The sequence below is a fragment of the Duganella flavida genome (assembly GCF_009857445.1).
GTDB classification, from domain to species: domain Bacteria; phylum Pseudomonadota; class Gammaproteobacteria; order Burkholderiales; family Burkholderiaceae_D; genus Rugamonas; species Rugamonas flavida.
Window position 1 is genome coordinate 1 of the sequence record NZ_WWCN01000022.1, and the last position, 14,703, is coordinate 14,703.

A 14,703-nucleotide genomic window follows, 5' to 3' on the forward strand; every position below is an offset into this window, starting at 1 on the left:
AGTTTAGTATCTATTCCACGCTCCATGCGCACTGGGTCAGCTTGGTGTTGTGATTCGATATAGTCACGCACTGCGCGTTCAATCAGCTGCTCATCGGCGACATTGGTGGCCTGGGCCAAGTATGGCGTTACTACAAACCACACAAGCAATAAAGTACGTTTCATCAAATATCTTCCTTTATCAAGGGCCGCTGGTGGCCGCTAGCGGCAACCATCAGGCGGATTTCCATACTGCCAAGGACATAACGTACCATCGCCAGCTAATTTGAAAATATCAAACTCGATGCAATAGTTGGCAACGTCTGCACCTGGCCGCCTCCGGAATTAACCAATTGTCAGCGAAAACAGGGGCCAGACAATTAGACCTGCCACGAAAAAAACTACTAAGAATATTGATGCATACCACCTCACTGCCGACTGTGCCCATCGAGGCAATCTTCCGACGAAGCGACTCCCCGGCTGAAGATTTCCTCGTTCAGGATGAAACCAAAAACACAGGCACAAAAATCCCCAGGGCATAATAATAAGTGGTCCGGCAAGCGTTCCAGCTATCCAACCCACCCTAGTGGGAACGTAAGATAAAATTATTGCCAGCCCAGCAAATGCTGCGACAGAAATAAGGAAAAACCACCATCGGTGGCTAAAGAGTTTTGCCGCAATGTTGGAGCACATCGAAGGTAGCATCTAACATTCACTTCCATCAAAAGTATGATTGATTCGATTGCTATTACGATGCGTAACGTCCGGTTCTGGCCGTACCCAGCCAACATCAGAGAGCTTAGCATCTTGCTCGCATGAAAGGCTCACACTTTGCCACTCCAGGCGTTGTCGCCCCAAAGTTAAATTTGGTTCCTCTAGCGTTGGAAACTGGACACTTGTCTCGGGTACAAGCACCTCACGGAATCGTGAATATGGCTAGCACAAGGAAGCAACCACCGACGGCAAAATACAATGTTCCGTAGGCAAACCTATAACGAAATCCCGATCAGTAGAAGCAAACAACACTTGCCAACCTTGATTGCTACCTGCATTTACGCTCCAAGTTCAACTTTAAAGACTCCGTCAGCTTCTGGCCGATAACAGTATTTTCAATCGAAATGCACGCGCTCGAGCTTTCCGGTATGGACTGGTATTGCAAAATAAGAGCCAGTAACCAATGAGACGACTAACTGATTTGATTTATTGAAACTTTGTATACTGCCCCAAGCATAATGAGACATGGTTGGAGTAAGTTCCACTATGCTGTCGAACAAATCCCCAAGCACAACCGTGCGCACCAACTTATTCCGGCTGTATAAGAGGATGATTGGCTCCGCCAAAGTTACGCTACGCGGCACCAAATTCATTCCCTCATACCCAATTGCAATTGTTTCCCCGTCATCGGACACGAATATCCAACGATGCCATCCCGGAACTACCCCAAGCAACTCTCCTGTTGATTTCACTCTCAGTGAAGTGGTTTGAGCGTGGATATCAGCGGTCGCACAGAACCTCCCCGAAATAGAACATACGGTTTGGGTCTCAGGAGACGGTAGTGGTTCATCCGCCCATGCATATCCGGTTGAGCAGGCCATTAATAGTATTGGAAAAAAGTATCGAGTCATAGATCCAAATTTTTTGCGTTTCGCTAATGTCCGCAGTTGGCCGAATCGAGCCTTCTCAATTAGCCCCACGAAACAGCTCCGATGGGAGCGAGTCAGGCTCATCATCATGCCACCACCATTGAATTGGCGTTTCGGCACCATCCGATGTGAAGGTGAAGACAGTCGCTGAATCGTACCGACTGTATGCGATATCAACAAGGCGATAATGCTGTGCCGGTGAAAAGCTTGCAGCCTGTCTGTTGATGGGAACAGAAACCACATATTCGCCTCCCCAGACAAGCGGGTGAGTACGCCAAGCTGTGGTATTGGATGTCATGATTTGATTGAGTAACGGCTCCTGGCCGTTTTGGGACATGAATTTCATCTCTCAGTAACAATTTTTCCAGTAGAAGTCTGTGATAGCGTCCTGAATATTTTTCGGAAGATTCTCATGAATTCTCAAATTTTCTAGCCATAAAAAAACTTTCCTCGGCGTGGAATGCTCGCAGACCTTTTGAAATTCGGCAGCACAGGCTGGGTTAAAGCTTTGCAAAGCCCCTTCAATCTTTCTATATGTGAAGGCCAATTCTTCCATTTGCGTTCCTCAACAGAGAACCAAGAATAAAACCTAGGTGACCGATCCTGGCCGGAACACGACGCAGCCCCTTATTCAAAATATTACTGCAATTTCTCCATTCTCTCTTTGTAGATTTGTAGCATCTCAACTGGACAGCCATCGGAAGTACGTTTTAGCGGTCCAATGCCGCTAATGAAAAAATTACGTTCCTTATTTTCTTCACCAAGCTTCGGATTGCTTACAGATCTAGACCATTGGGCACGCAATACATTATGACTCACCTCAATGAGTAACATGGATTGGGTTTCCACCCAACTAGGTTTTACCTTGTCATTTCTATCGGCATCTTGAAAATAAATTAAATGATTTCCATAATTTGAGTCATTTTTATATTCCGTTAACGAAATACTATAATTTTCATCATCTAATTTAGGCCAAAACATACCTTTGCCATCGCAAATCGTTACCATGAAATCGGTAGTTTTTTCAATTTTCTCTCCATCAGAGTTCGTGTCAGTATTATCAGAGTATGCCCCAACTAATTGGAGCGTTCCTTTCCAAATACCGTCAGGAAGTCTAGCATTCTGATGGCTCTGGTTAGAGGGAGTATTGCTATTCCTCTCCATTTGATTGGCGCAACCAGAAAGAAGAAAGATAATTAAAATTATGTGATTTTTAATCATATCGAAATTTTTATTTCTAAATACTTCAACCTTTCAGGATTTACGAATAGGCGACCGCTTTTATGGCCGAAAGCGGAAGAGCCATAAACAACTATGGATTTCGCTCATTCAACCAGCGGATTGCATGGGCTTGTGCGCCAAAAACGAGTGACGCGACGAAAAAACCCGAAAAGAAAAGAAATGGAACATTTGTCAATGCCGTATCTGTAGATGCATACACTCCGCCACATGCTGAAAGGACAAGTGTCGGCAATGCATACGTCCTTGTACGTGGCTTTATACATCTCACGATCAGAAATACAAAGATACACAAGCCAATGCCCGCTGCGATATAGATTAAAATCTCTCCGCCCATATTGTTGTGCCTTCAAATCAAGGTAGTCTGCTTTTGGCCGATTGGTGCCGTCACTCGAATTGAGTATAACTCAGGGTTACGTAGTCAAAAATCTTAGCGGCAACCTGGAGGCGCATTGATCTTGGCTAGGCAATCCACAAAAGCGTGCTCACCAAGCTGCTGGCATGCACGAAATTGTGCTCTAGCAGCGTCACAAGTCATTTGCGGAGGCTTGGCCATCTTAGTCCTAGTCCGTCCGTTGATGTTTATGAGCTTGCCTGAAAAGTATAAATAAGAAATGCTTTGTCCCTTGGCTACCGGAAGCCTGCACATGCGTACCTGAGGGTTCGGCATTTGCTCGCACCTGACGGATGGAAACATTTTTACCAGCTCAGATTCATTTGTTTCGAAGTTGATTGCTGTGTAGTCGACTATCAGGTAATCAGTATTTTTCTTCACTGCCAGGCTCGATTTGCCGGTCTGTGCCATAGATGGGCAGATGAGAAAACAGCTCATTAAGAATATCGCGCTGACTGTTTGTTTCATTCTTTCTTCCCTATGTTATCGCTGCAAAACAAAAAGCCTACTGTGTATCTAAACCGAAAATTTGGCGCTGCTTTCAACGTCCTGTACTGGCCGTCAGGCGTCGGAAAATGTGGCGGCGAGGAAGCCGCTTTCATCCATGGCTCCGGATGCCGATATGCGTAATTCCCTGGTTAGCCATAAGATTGATGAGCTCAACTAGAGCCTCGATTGGAGCTGTTCCAAAGTCACCCGTCATATGCCACCAGTCTCCCGTCTTCTGTAGCTGTGTGAACGAATGAACCGCGCCGCTTAGCCCTTCTCTATTCATTCCGCCTTGATCTTCGATATCGAGCCAGTGCGTGATCCAATCTTCGATTTGCTTGATATTGTTGGGCGCGCTGTTGAGCAGAATCTGCACTTGGTTCCACAAAAACGGGTGCAGCTCCAAAGTCAACGGACCAAATTTGTACATCTGTGGTTTGAAATTTGGATCTAAATCAATTCGAACTTCCGTTGGTTTATTCTGCCCATCATCGGTTTTGCTCATCAGATCGACGCGCAAGTATCGATATGGATAAGGTATCGCATCATTGTTGATGCTAAGTAGTAGTTCGCTGACGGTGCTGGGAAGCTTCGATGTGATGTCGTCCCTTGCGTGCAAGAGGAACCGTACGTAGCGCTCGCGTTCCCCCGAGAGGATTTCTTGTAAATTCATACTTCGCTCAGTTTGATTTTAGGAGGTAGAGCGTGCTGCCACTGACTGCTCTTGGCCGGTTGCAGTCTAAACAATAGCGGAGGAGCGAGTTTTTAGATAGTCCTCAACCCGTTTTAACAGCAGCGCGCAGCGTAGCATCGTTGCATCGCTATCATTCAATTGTTCGCGCTTGACGACCGTGAATTCTTGAACGATTGAGTTGGCCGGAAACTGCTGCCAGGTTACATCAATATGGCGCCAGTCCTCCCCGATGCGAAGTCCATTCCAGAAATGGATCTCTAGCGCTTCTCCAGTCCATACCTTCCCCTTGAGGATCTCTGTCTTGGGATAGTAATACTGCACCGTCCGGGGCGTAGGATAGCATTGGCCTAAGGCTGGATTGCCCATCTGTTCCGCTCCTAAATAAGCGGTTTGCCTGTCTCATGAAGCAGTGAGCGCGTCTCTAAGGTGAAGCATAAAATCTTGAGGATGACGCTCCATTGTGCAGTCCGATCTATATCCTCTTATCGCGTAGGGCCGCTATTGGCCGGTTGCAGCATTATCGCTCGACCACTTGAACCGCATGCTCGTGGCCGGTTTTAAACATTTTCGCGAACGCGACCACCTCTTCTAACGATTCGTTCCGATGACAGGTAGTGATGATGAGATGCTGTCCACTCCCATCCTCGCCAACGCAAATCCAGTCCAGAGCATCCTCCCATTTATCGGCGTCCTGGCCGAGTACGCAAAAGAGCTCAATACGGTCCTGAAGCAATTCGCGCAGAAACCCATCGTCCTGCTCGGAACGATATTCGGATTTCGAAAACAAAACAATTTTTCCAGAGTAAGCCATATTTTAAAAGGGTCCGCATTTGGCCGACTTGCGCCTAACGTGCTTTAAATTGCCGGTGTACTGCAATACTTCCGCCAATACAAATTCCTAGCAGCAGTACACCAGGAATCAAAGAAATTACCGATTCCTGCGCGGACGCTATCGGCCAGCCCCTGTGCAGCAAACTTAAAATCGCTACGACCCACCAAGCGGTTGTTACGATTGCGATGACGTACCATAGGTACTTTGCCCAGACTCGTTTCAACACTAAACCGAGAGAAGTCAGCAACAGGCTGCTGGCGGCCACTAGCCACACCATAGCGTCGTTGGACAACGCCCACCACCCAGCATATCCGGCCGTCACAAGTAGCAGCATTGCGATTGTCTTTACAGCCATTGCATCTTTTCCTCAATAAACTATCTGTGCTGTACCAACCCTGGCGCTCATGCGACTTTCCGGTTATGGCCGTATTCGGTCTGCTCCATGCAGAGTAGCATCTTGCTCGTTTGAAAAACTCACGCATTGTCACTGCAGGCACTACGGCCCCGAAATCTCTTAGACGACAGAGCTCATGGTAGGACTATCAAAAATGAACAGGATTGAGAATGGGTTAGCCTGAATGCCATAATGATTATTGCATTTTAGAAACGTATCTTGGCCACGACAATCATTTTAAAACGAGCAAAATAGATTGCAAATTGACACTGGTCGATGTATTTTTAATACCTTGCTACATCAACATTTTGAGGGGATCATCATGCATCGCTTGCTTTCCGCTTCATTGGTTATGGCCTGCTTCGCTCTGTGCTCGACGCAAGCTTCGGCCGATACCGTCCAACTTAATAGCTGGACCAATGGCTGGGCTGACGTATCAGTCTTTAACTCAATTGATAGTCACGCCTACAGCGGTGCGGCCGGCGGCTTCAGCGGTCAGTTGAATGGCGGTACCTTCCAGACGTATTGTGTCGATCTGTACCAATCCTTCAATTGGGGCACCACATATACCGACTATTCCGTAGTCGCTCTGAGCACTACCGTGTCGCACGACTTAGCTCGCTTGTTCACCAGCCATTTGGGCGACGTGGTCGATGGCAATACTTCTGCGGCGTTTCAGCTGGCCACTTGGGAGATAATGTATGAGCAAGGCGGCAGCTACAATCTGAGTGCCGGCAATTTCACCGAAAGCGGCAATGCTACTGTGCACAACATTGCACAAGGCTACCTTGACACACTCGGCCAGAGCGCTATCTACACCGTCCAGAAACTGGAAAGCCCGACCAGCCAGGACTTTGTCCTCACCACCGCCGTCCCAGAGCCTTCCAGTTACGCCATGCTGGCGGCGGGCTTGGGTCTCATAGGCTGGATCAAGCGCCGCAAGGCCTGATCCATGACCGGCCCGGTCAGCGCGCTTCTCCAGGATACGCTGAAATTACTTTCGGATTAAGTACTGCCGCCTCGAACCGCAGCGGCTCGGCACCGTTGTCTGCCACCTCATTAGCGTCACAGGTCGCGGGTGTGAGATATGCTAATTTGACATGTGTCAATGCCAAAACTCACGAAAACCGGATCTCCGTTGCGCTGCGGGACGGTAAAGCTTGTCGTGTTATACGATGGTCCTCCGTCATGGCCTGGAACGGAGAATTCGATCGGTTTGCTCCCTAATGCAGCCTCGAGGGATGTTGTAGTGGGACACGACATGCTAGCAAGTTCGAGGTTAAGAACATTGAGAATCTTCGGTTTGTTTGGCGGTGACTGCTCTAAGCTCCAGTGAATAACGACCTTCTTGATTCCCAATTCGGATGCAGGGGGATCGTAATACGCGAAGAATCTAGGGGATGAATGGGCACTAAAAGGCCCTTGCCAAATGATCTGTTCGTTTAAGTTTGGCAGCTTCAACTCCTGCTCGATAGCACGGATATCTACTTCTTGATCAATTCGCGCGAGCTTGGCCACAGCTTCGGCGATTACCTGACCTGAGCTTTCCTCTTGTAGCTGTGCGGAGACTTGTGACACAGAGGCCAATATTACCGCTCCAAAAATTGTGCTGAGTCTTCTCATCTCTATTCTAAAAATTGCTTTGGTAATAGTCAGCTATTGGCCGACACCTGCCAACCGCTAGTGCCTATACACAGCCAATAGCATTAAAGATAGCATTTTTGCTCCTCTGCAAAATGCGTGAAATCTCACTAGCTTGAGTGAAGCGAAGTGAATCGGGCTATCGAGCCAGCGGGTGGGCGTTGAGCCAGGTTTGGAGTTGCGCGGCGGCGTCGGTTGGCAGGTGCAGGCCTAGCTTGGTGCGGCGCCAGAGGATGTCTTGGGCGGTGCGCGCCCATTCGTAGCGGCGCAGGTATTCCACTTCGGTGGCGTAGAGGCCGGGGGCGATTTCGTCGCCTAGAGAAGCGATGTCGATACGATCGGCCAGCAGGGTGTGGATGCGGGTGCCGTAGGTGCGGCAGTAGCGCGTCACCAGCGCTGATGGCAGGCCGCTGTAGCGTGCCAGCTGCGCCTCCTGCCATTTGCTGAATTCCAGCACCGAGCGGTTGTGCGGCTCGGCGCCGAATAAGTCGCCGCCCGGCAGGCAGGCGTTGTGGGTCCAGCCGCCGTGGCGGTTGTCCAGCGCTTTGGCTACCTGGTCGACCGCTTCCTCCGCCAACTTGCGGAAGGTGGTGATTTTGCCGCCGAAGACGCTCAGGATCGGCGGACCGTCGTCGTCCACTTCCAACCGGTAATCGCGCGTGACGGCTTTGGCGTCGGCGCCGTCTTCCACCAGCGGGCGCACGCCGGAATAGGTCCACACCACGTCAACCGGCGTAATCGGTTGCGTGAAGTACTGGCTGGCCAGCTGGCACAGATAGGCGATTTCGTCTTCGCTGATGGCGACCGCGTTGGCGTCGCCCTGATAATCAAGGTCGGTGGTGCCGATCAGCGTAAAGTCGTGCTCATACGGGATCGCAAACACGATGCGTCCGTCGGGATGCTGGAAAATGTAGGCGTTGTCATGCTCGAAGATGCGCTTGACCACGATGTGGCTGCCCTTGATCAGCCGCAGGTGGCCGCTGTCCTGCTTCGGCAGCGCTGATTGCAGCAGGCTGGCGGTCCACGGTCCCGCCGCATTCACCACGTAGCGCGCGTTGACGCGGATTTCGCCGCAACTCGGCTTGAACAGCGTCGCTTCCCAATCGGCGGTCTTGCGTTCCAGCTTGGAGCACACGGCTTGCGTGAGGATGGTCGCGCCCTTCTCGCAGGCGTCGATGGCGTTCAGCACCACCAGCCGAGCGTCGTCCACCCAGCCGTCTGAATAAATGAAGCCGCGCTCAAACTCCGGCTTCAAAGGCTTGCCTGCCGCGTGGGTACGCAGGTTGATACCGGCCGATGCCGGCAGCAGTTCGCGGCGCGCCAGCATATCGTACAAAAACAGCCCGGCGCGTATCATCCACGCCGGCCGCTGGCCCTGCGCATGCGGCATTACGAAGCGCAGCGGCCACATGATGTGCGGTGCCGCACGCAACAGCACCTCGCGCTCGATCAGCGCCTTGCGTACCAGGTTAAACTCATAATATTCGAGATAGCGCAGGCCGCCGTGTATCAGCTTGGTGGACGCCGACGACGTATGCGCCGCCAGGTCATCCTTCTCGCACAGTACGACCGACAGCCCGCGACCCGCCGCATCACGGGCGATACCGGCGCCGTTGATGCCGCCGCCGATGATCAGGACATCGCAATCGAGTATGTGCTGCGGTTCCGCCATATGGTCCCTTTGGAGCTGTATACCTGTACGTTACGACAAGTGACGTCAAGTAACAATAGGCATGATCTATAATCGCGGATACTTCTGCAACTGAGAGATGATGTTTTGACAACCTCGAACTCCCTACCCGCCTGGATTAATCGCCGCAATATGATACGTGCCGCCATTGCCGCCGGTCTTGCAGCGCTGGTCGCCGGCGGCCTGCTGCTCGCCTACCTGCTGCTTTACGTAGCACCCAACCTGCCGTCGCTGGAAACCATCACCGACTACCGTCCGAAAATCCCGCTGCGCGTCTACACCGCCGACAATGCCCTGATCGGCGAATTCGGCGAAGAGCATCGCGATTTCGTGCCGGTCAAGGACATTCCGGAACTGATGAAGAAATCCGTGCTGGCGATCGAGGACAAGCGCTTCTACGAACATAACGGCATCGACTGGAAACGCGCGTTGGGCGCGGCCAAAGCTAATCTCGGCGGCGCCATGCGCCAGGGCGGTTCGACCATCACCATGCAGGTGGCGCGTAACTTCTTCCTGACGCGCGACAAATTCTATGGCCGCAAACTGAATGAAGTGATGCTGGCCCTGAAAATCGAGGCGACGCTCAACAAGGACCAAATCCTTGAGCTGTACATGAACCAGATTTACCTCGGCCAGCGCTCGTTCGGTTTCGGCGCCGCCGCCCAGACCTACTTCGGCAAGTCGCTGAAAGAGCTGTCGATCGCCGAGATGGCGATGCTGGCCGGCCTGCCGCAGAATCCTGCGCGCCACAATCCGGCCGTGAATCCAAAGCGCGCCAAACAACGCCAGCAACTGGTGCTGCGCGCCATGCGCGATGCTGATTTCATCACTGACCAGCAGTACCAGAAGGCGCTGCACGAAACCCTGCACATCAGCCGCAAAGGCCAGGACTTCGACGTCCACGCCGAATATGTGGCCGAACTGGCGCGCCAGGCGGTGTACGCACAGTTTAAGGAAGATTCGTACACCAAGGGCATCAGCGTCTACACCACGATTTTGAAGGCCGATCAGAAGGCCGCTTACGAATCGATGCGCCGCAATGTGCTGAACTATGACCAGCGCCACGGCTACCGCGGCCCGGAAGCCTTCATCACGCTGCCGGCCAGCGAAGAGGAACGCGACGACGCTATCGAAGAAGCACTGCAGAAGCGCCCAAGCAGCGACGGCCTGATTCCCGCCGTCGTGCTGGACGCCGGCCCGAAAGCAGTCAAGGTGCAGAATCCGTCCGGCGAAGAAATCTCCATCAGCGGCGACGGCCTGCGCCTGGTCACCAACGCCTTGAGCGACAAGGCCAAGGAAGGCGTGCGCCTACGTCCAGGTGCCGTGATCCGCATCATGCAGGGCGATAAAAACGGCTGGATCATCACCCAAGTACCGCAGGTATCGGCGGCCTTCGTGTCGCTGGACACCGTCAGCGGCGGCTACCACGCCATGGTGGGCGGTTTCGATTACAACCTGCAGAAGTTCAACCACGTGACGCAGGCATGGCGCCAGCCCGGTTCCTCGATCAAGCCATTCGTGTACTCGGCAGCGCTGGAGCGCGGGTTCTCGCCGGCTACCATCATCAACGACGCGCCACTCAACCTGACCGGCGCCGAAACCGGCAACGAAGCCTGGTCGCCGCGTAACGACGACGGCAAATTCGACGGCCCGATCTCGATGCGCACCGCGCTGTCGGAATCGAAGAACGTGGCCTCGGTGCGCATCCTGCGCGCCATCACCGTACCGTATGCGCACAGCTATCTTGGCAAGTTCGGCTTCGACCTGGCCAAGCATCCGAAGAATCTCACGCTGGCACTGGGCACCGGCTCGGTGACGCCGGCGCAGCTGGCCGGCGCCTACTCGGTTTTTGCCAACGGCGGCTACTCGGTCGAGCCTTACCTGATCGCCAAAATCGTCGATGGCGACGGCAAGATCATCCAGGAAGCCAAGCCGCGCACCGCGCTGCCGGACGAAGCCCGCGTGCTTGATCCGCGCAACGTGTTCGTGATGGACTCCATGCTGCGTGAAGTGACGCGCAGCGGCACCGGCGGCGCAGTGGCGCGCCTTGGCCGCCCTGACCTCGCCGGTAAAACCGGTACTTCCAGCGATGCGGTCGACGGCTGGTTCGCCGGCTACGGCGGCGGCATCGTTGCGGTATCGTGGATGGGCTTTGACGATTCGCGTTCGCTGGGCGGCAAGGAGTTTGGCGCCACCGCAGCGCTGCCGATCTGGATCGACTACATGAAAGTAGCGATGCAAAGCCGTCCGCCGCTGGACCGTCCGGTGCCGATCGGCCTGACGCAGGTGAACGGCGAATGGCTGTACGATGAATTCACGGGTGACGCCGCGCGCCACTCGCTGGATATGGATGAAGAGCCGGCCGGTGCTGAGAACGTGGAGCCGGCGGCTGCCGGCGCAGCGGCAGCTCCTGCTGCACCGGCAGCGCCGGCGGCGCCAAACGCGGAGAACATCAAACCGGTGCCAACCGGCCCGGCGCGCTAATTAAGGCCGACGCTTAGGCCGACAGATAGCCGCGCATCATCCGCACGGCACTGTTGGCGAAGCGGTCGGGATCGATATCGGCCGCGCGGTACTTCCAGCGCTTGACGTACCAGTCCTGGAACATGGCCATGATGTGCGCGGCCACCAAATCCGGGCTACCTTGCGGTCGTCCCGGCACCTGCGCGATCACGTCGGCATACAGCGCCTGCACGTGCATCTCCGATTCCTTGGCCGTGCTGCGCTGCTCCGCCTGCAGCACGCGTGAATCCATAAAGACGAAATAGAACCACGGCTGCAAAATTTCCGACACATAGATCGAGGCACGCATCAGCGCCTCCAGCCGGTCCAGCGGATCGGCGATGTCGGTGTACATCTTGGGTAGCTCGTGGGTAGCGTGGCGCACCACGTCTTCGATCATTTCCGCCAGCTGATCCTTGCTGCTGATGTAGCCATACAAGCCACCCATCGACAGCCCGGTCTCGCCGCACAAGTCGCGCAGGTTCATGGCGCGGAAGCCCACCTCGTTGGCCAGCTTGAAGGTGGCGTTGAAAATTTTCTCCAGATTCTCCAGCGCCGGCTTGCGGCGCTTCACCGTGATGCGGTCGGCATAACGGTCGAGCAGATATGCCCAGATATTGACGCCGTCCAGCGGCGTCACAGCCTGAAATTGTTGGAAGTCGAATTGCGCCGCCAAGGTTGTCCCTGTGTTGTGTATTTTTCTCAATCGATTATAGCGCACGAGCCTCTGTACGCTCACGACGCCCGCAGATTGGCTCCCAAGGCCGTGCGTGCGGACTGCAAGGCCTGTACGCCGGTGCTACATTTTGAAGACAACCATAACCACCGGAGACCATCATGACTCGACGCATCTGGAGCACCCTCACCTTATGCCTTGCCTTTCTCGCCGCCCTGCCCGCGCCATCGTGGGCGGCCGGCTACACCCAGACCAAGTATCCCATCGTGCTGGTGCACGGCCTGTTCGGCTTTGACAGCGTGGGGCCGGTAGACTACTTCTACGGCATCGCTTCGGCGCTGCGCAGCGGCGGCGCCGATGTGTATGTGACCTCGGTATCGGCCGCCAACAGCACCGAGGTGCGCGGCGAACAGCTGCTGCTGCAGGTCAAGCAGATCCTGGCGGCGACCGGTGCGTCCAAGGTCAATCTGGTGGGCCACAGCCACGGCGGGCCAACCGCGCGCTATGTCGCTTCGGTGCGGCCGGACCTGGTGGCCTCGGTCACCAGCGTGGGCGGCGTCAACAAGGGCTCGCGCGTGGCCGATGTGCTGATCGGCGCGGTGCCGAATGTGACGTACAGCGTGGCGAATGCGGTGTCGGGCCTGATCAGCTTCCTGTCCGGCAGCCCGACCTTGCCGCAGAATGCGCGCGCGGCGGCGACCTCGCTCAGCACGGCCGGCACGGCAGCCTTCAACGCGCGCAACCCTCAAGGCGTGCCGACGTCGGCCTGCGGCGAAGGCGCGTATCAGGTAAGCGGCGTGTACTACTTTTCGTGGAGCGGTGCACAGCCTTACACCAATGTGCTGGACGCCAGTGATCCGGTGCTGGCGCTGACTTCGCTGGCCTTCGACGGCGCCAAGAACGATGGCCTGGTCAGCAGCTGCTCCAGCCATCTGGGCCGCGTGATCCGCGACGACTATGCGCTCAACCATCTGGATGAGGTGAACCAGCTGATTGGCATCACCAATCTGTTCGAGACCAATCCGGTAACCATCTACCGCCAGCAGGCCAATCGCCTGCAGGGACTGGGGCTCTGATGCGGATCGCGCTGCGCATTGCGGTGTTGGCTGCGGTTGCCAGCTGTGCGGCCTACTTGCTGCTGATGCGGCAGGACGGTCCCGCCGCCCTGGCCGCGCCTGCGCAGCGCGCCTCGCCGGACTACTTCCCGTTCGTGCGCTCGATGGCCGGCACGCTGCCGGACGGCGCGGCGCGCGTCAATGCGGACGGTCAGCTGGTCGTCAATGCGGAACTGGCCTACCTGTTCGATTACTATCTGGCCGGTTTGGGCGAGCGCCCGCTGGAAGCCATCCGCACCGAGATCATCCGCGAGCTGGAGCGCCGGCTGCAGCCTGGGCCAGCCGCGCAAGCACGCCGCCTGCTGGATGCATGGCTGGCCTACAAGCGCGCGCTGGTCGATGTGGAACGCGGCCTGCCGGCGCAAGCCGATCCGGTGCTGTGCGCACGCCAGCGCTTGACGGCCATGCAGCAACTGCGCGGCGCCTATTTCAGCCAACCAGAAATCGCCGGTCTGTTCGGCGACAGCGACGCTTACGACCTGGACGCCATCTCCCGGCTGGAAATCAGCAGCGATGCCAGCCTGACCGATGCACAGCGCAAGCAAAAACTGGCAGCGTTGGACGCCCGCCTGCCGCAACAAGCCCGCGAAGAAAAAGAAGCGCCGACGCGCGTACTGAGGTTGGAAGAATCCGTCACCGCAGCCCGTGCACGCGGGGCAGATGACAATGAGGTGTACCGCTTGCGCTCCGCCGCTATCTCCCCCGCCGCCGCCGCGCGTCTGGCCGACGTCGACCGCGAAGAAGCCGACTGGCAGCGCCGCATCAGCAGCTACCAATCTCAGCGCCGTCAGCTGCAGCAAACCGCCGCCAACGAAGCCGCATTCCAGCAACTGCGCGACAGCACCTTCAGCGCCGAGGAACAAAAACGCCTGCCGGCCTACGAATAATCAATGCACATACCGCGCAATAAAATACACGCCACCAATCACTACCGAGGCAAAGCCGTAAAGCTTCCAGGCTTGATTCGTAAGGAATTTGTAAAAATCCATGTGCGTTGTGGTCAAAGCAGTGTGAAAATCTTCCCACTGCTTGGCCAACGCCGCATTGAAATCTTCCCGCTGCTTGGCTAGCGCTGCATTAAAATCATCCCGCTGCTGCGCCATTGCTGTCTTCATCTCTAACTTGTGCTCGTACAACAAGGCTAAGATACGCTCGTGGCCATCGCGCATTTCCGAACGCAACAGTTGAATATCATCTTTGGTGGCAAAACTCGCGTGTATCACAGCCACATCGGTCTCCACTGCCGCGGCACGGGCTTCGATGGCGGCGAAACGTACATCATAGGCAGGTCGCCCGGCCTTTTCAACTCCTTCGTTTCCATTGGTGTCTGGCATGATCGCTTTCCTTGAAAGCGCTATCGATGAGCCATCACGCTAACACCTGTGTGCAGGCGTCATTTGATCTGCCTCAAACGAA

Annotated in this window: 15 protein-coding genes; 4 read left to right on the forward strand and 11 right to left on the reverse strand. The window is 55.0% G+C overall.

The genetic code is table 11. From position 1 onward, the window contains the following. Positions 1-1,087 precede the first annotated feature (1,087 nt). The 7 genes from GTP46_RS25785 to GTP46_RS25815 all read right to left on the reverse strand — a co-directional run bounded on the left by GTP46_RS25785 (position 1,088) and on the right by GTP46_RS25815 (position 5,248). Positions 1,088-1,864 (reverse strand): hypothetical protein, encoded by a 777-nt coding sequence (locus GTP46_RS25785; protein WP_161009497.1) that lies wholly within the window; start codon positions 1,862-1,864, stop codon positions 1,088-1,090. Positions 1,865-1,970: 106 nt separating this feature from the next. Then, positions 1,971-2,177, reverse strand: coding sequence for a hypothetical protein (locus GTP46_RS25790; RefSeq protein ID WP_161007280.1), 207 nt, complete (start codon positions 2,175-2,177; stop codon positions 1,971-1,973). An 83-nt stretch (positions 2,178-2,260) separates the two neighbouring features. After that, on the reverse strand, positions 2,261-2,842 hold the full coding sequence (locus GTP46_RS25795) for a hypothetical protein (RefSeq protein ID WP_161009498.1): 582 nt from the start codon (positions 2,840-2,842) through the stop codon (positions 2,261-2,263). Positions 2,843-3,290: 448 nt separating this feature from the next. Continuing rightward, complete coding sequence (locus tag GTP46_RS25800; RefSeq protein WP_161009499.1) at positions 3,291-3,722, reverse strand: hypothetical protein; 432 nt, start codon at positions 3,720-3,722, stop codon at positions 3,291-3,293. Between the two features lie 130 nt (positions 3,723-3,852). Next, positions 3,853-4,416: a hypothetical protein gene (locus tag GTP46_RS25805; protein WP_161009500.1), complete on the reverse strand. Its 564-nt coding sequence runs from the start codon at positions 4,414-4,416 to the stop codon at positions 3,853-3,855. Positions 4,417-4,482: 66 nt separating this feature from the next. Beyond that, positions 4,483-4,803: a YunG family protein gene (locus tag GTP46_RS25810; RefSeq protein WP_161009501.1), complete on the reverse strand. Its 321-nt coding sequence runs from the start codon at positions 4,801-4,803 to the stop codon at positions 4,483-4,485. A 151-nt stretch (positions 4,804-4,954) separates the two neighbouring features. Further along, a complete protein-coding gene (locus GTP46_RS25815; protein ID WP_161009502.1) occupies positions 4,955-5,248 on the reverse strand; it encodes a DUF7684 family protein in 294 nt (97 codons plus the stop codon). A 737-nt stretch (positions 5,249-5,985) separates the two neighbouring features. Here GTP46_RS25815 and GTP46_RS25820 point away from each other — a divergent pair. Continuing rightward, complete coding sequence (locus GTP46_RS25820) at positions 5,986-6,612, forward strand: PEP-CTERM sorting domain-containing protein (RefSeq protein WP_161009503.1); 627 nt, start codon at positions 5,986-5,988, stop codon at positions 6,610-6,612. 116 nt (positions 6,613-6,728) lie between these two features. Here GTP46_RS25820 and GTP46_RS25825 read toward each other — a convergent pair whose 3' ends face one another. Together GTP46_RS25825 and glpD are read right to left on the reverse strand one after the other, a co-directional pair. Continuing rightward, positions 6,729-7,286, reverse strand: coding sequence for a hypothetical protein (locus tag GTP46_RS25825; protein ID WP_161009504.1), 558 nt, complete (start codon positions 7,284-7,286; stop codon positions 6,729-6,731). Positions 7,287-7,443: 157 nt separating this feature from the next. Next, complete coding sequence (glpD, locus tag GTP46_RS25830; RefSeq protein ID WP_161009505.1) at positions 7,444-8,976, reverse strand: glycerol-3-phosphate dehydrogenase; 1,533 nt, start codon at positions 8,974-8,976, stop codon at positions 7,444-7,446. A gap of 150 nt (positions 8,977-9,126) precedes the next feature. On the opposite strand from glpD, the gene GTP46_RS25835 reads away from it, so the two are divergent. Beyond that, positions 9,127-11,478 (forward strand): penicillin-binding protein 1A, encoded by a 2,352-nt coding sequence (locus tag GTP46_RS25835; RefSeq protein WP_161009506.1) that lies wholly within the window; start codon positions 9,127-9,129, stop codon positions 11,476-11,478. Positions 11,479-11,491: 13 nt separating this feature from the next. Here GTP46_RS25835 and GTP46_RS25840 read toward each other — a convergent pair whose 3' ends face one another. Further along, positions 11,492-12,172 carry a TetR/AcrR family transcriptional regulator gene (locus tag GTP46_RS25840; RefSeq protein WP_202414434.1) on the reverse strand — a complete coding sequence of 227 codons (681 nt, stop codon included), beginning with the start codon at positions 12,170-12,172 and terminating at the stop codon, positions 11,492-11,494. 161 nt (positions 12,173-12,333) lie between these two features. Here GTP46_RS25840 and GTP46_RS25845 point away from each other — a divergent pair, with 161 nt between their 5' ends. Continuing rightward, the gene (locus tag GTP46_RS25845; RefSeq protein ID WP_161009507.1) at positions 12,334-13,248 is read left to right on the forward strand and encodes a lipase family alpha/beta hydrolase; all 915 of its coding nucleotides are present in this window, start codon (positions 12,334-12,336) and stop codon (positions 13,246-13,248) included. Next, on the forward strand, positions 13,248-14,174 hold the full coding sequence (locus GTP46_RS25850) for a lipase secretion chaperone (RefSeq protein ID WP_161009508.1): 927 nt from the start codon (positions 13,248-13,250) through the stop codon (positions 14,172-14,174). The genes GTP46_RS25845 and GTP46_RS25850 overlap by 1 nt, the downstream gene beginning before the upstream one ends. On the opposite strand, the gene GTP46_RS25855 is transcribed toward GTP46_RS25850, so the two are convergent. Next, entirely contained in the window at positions 14,175-14,621 is a 447-nt protein-coding gene (locus GTP46_RS25855) for a hypothetical protein (RefSeq protein WP_161009509.1), read from the reverse strand. Positions 14,622-14,703: the final 82 nt, after the last annotated feature.

What these genes read in the sequence shown, in the direction of transcription:
- GTP46_RS25785 (WP_161009497.1), bottom strand. Translation starts at nt 1,864, where the DNA reads ATGTGGTTTCTGTTCCCATCAACAGACAGGCTGCAAGCTTTTCACCGG.
- GTP46_RS25790 (WP_161007280.1), bottom strand. Translation starts at nt 2,177, where the DNA reads ATGGAAGAATTGGCCTTCACATATAGAAAGATTGAAGGGGCTTTGCAA.
- GTP46_RS25795 (WP_161009498.1), bottom strand. Translation starts at nt 2,842, where the DNA reads ATGATTAAAAATCACATAATTTTAATTATCTTTCTTCTTTCTGGTTGC.
- GTP46_RS25800 (WP_161009499.1), bottom strand. Translation starts at nt 3,722, where the DNA reads ATGAAACAAACAGTCAGCGCGATATTCTTAATGAGCTGTTTTCTCATC.
- GTP46_RS25805 (WP_161009500.1), bottom strand. Translation starts at nt 4,416, where the DNA reads ATGAATTTACAAGAAATCCTCTCGGGGGAACGCGAGCGCTACGTACGG.
- GTP46_RS25810 (WP_161009501.1), bottom strand. Translation starts at nt 4,803, where the DNA reads ATGGGCAATCCAGCCTTAGGCCAATGCTATCCTACGCCCCGGACGGTG.
- GTP46_RS25815 (WP_161009502.1), bottom strand. Translation starts at nt 5,248, where the DNA reads ATGGCTTACTCTGGAAAAATTGTTTTGTTTTCGAAATCCGAATATCGT.
- GTP46_RS25820 (WP_161009503.1), top strand. Translation starts at nt 5,986, where the DNA reads ATGCATCGCTTGCTTTCCGCTTCATTGGTTATGGCCTGCTTCGCTCTG.
- GTP46_RS25825 (WP_161009504.1), bottom strand. Translation starts at nt 7,286, where the DNA reads ATGAGAAGACTCAGCACAATTTTTGGAGCGGTAATATTGGCCTCTGTG.
- glpD (WP_161009505.1), bottom strand. Translation starts at nt 8,976, where the DNA reads ATGGCGGAACCGCAGCACATACTCGATTGCGATGTCCTGATCATCGGC.
- GTP46_RS25835 (WP_161009506.1), top strand. Translation starts at nt 9,127, where the DNA reads ATGATACGTGCCGCCATTGCCGCCGGTCTTGCAGCGCTGGTCGCCGGC.
- GTP46_RS25845 (WP_161009507.1), top strand. Translation starts at nt 12,334, where the DNA reads ATGACTCGACGCATCTGGAGCACCCTCACCTTATGCCTTGCCTTTCTC.
- GTP46_RS25850 (WP_161009508.1), top strand. Translation starts at nt 13,248, where the DNA reads ATGCGGATCGCGCTGCGCATTGCGGTGTTGGCTGCGGTTGCCAGCTGT.
- GTP46_RS25855 (WP_161009509.1), bottom strand. Translation starts at nt 14,621, where the DNA reads ATGCCAGACACCAATGGAAACGAAGGAGTTGAAAAGGCCGGGCGACCT.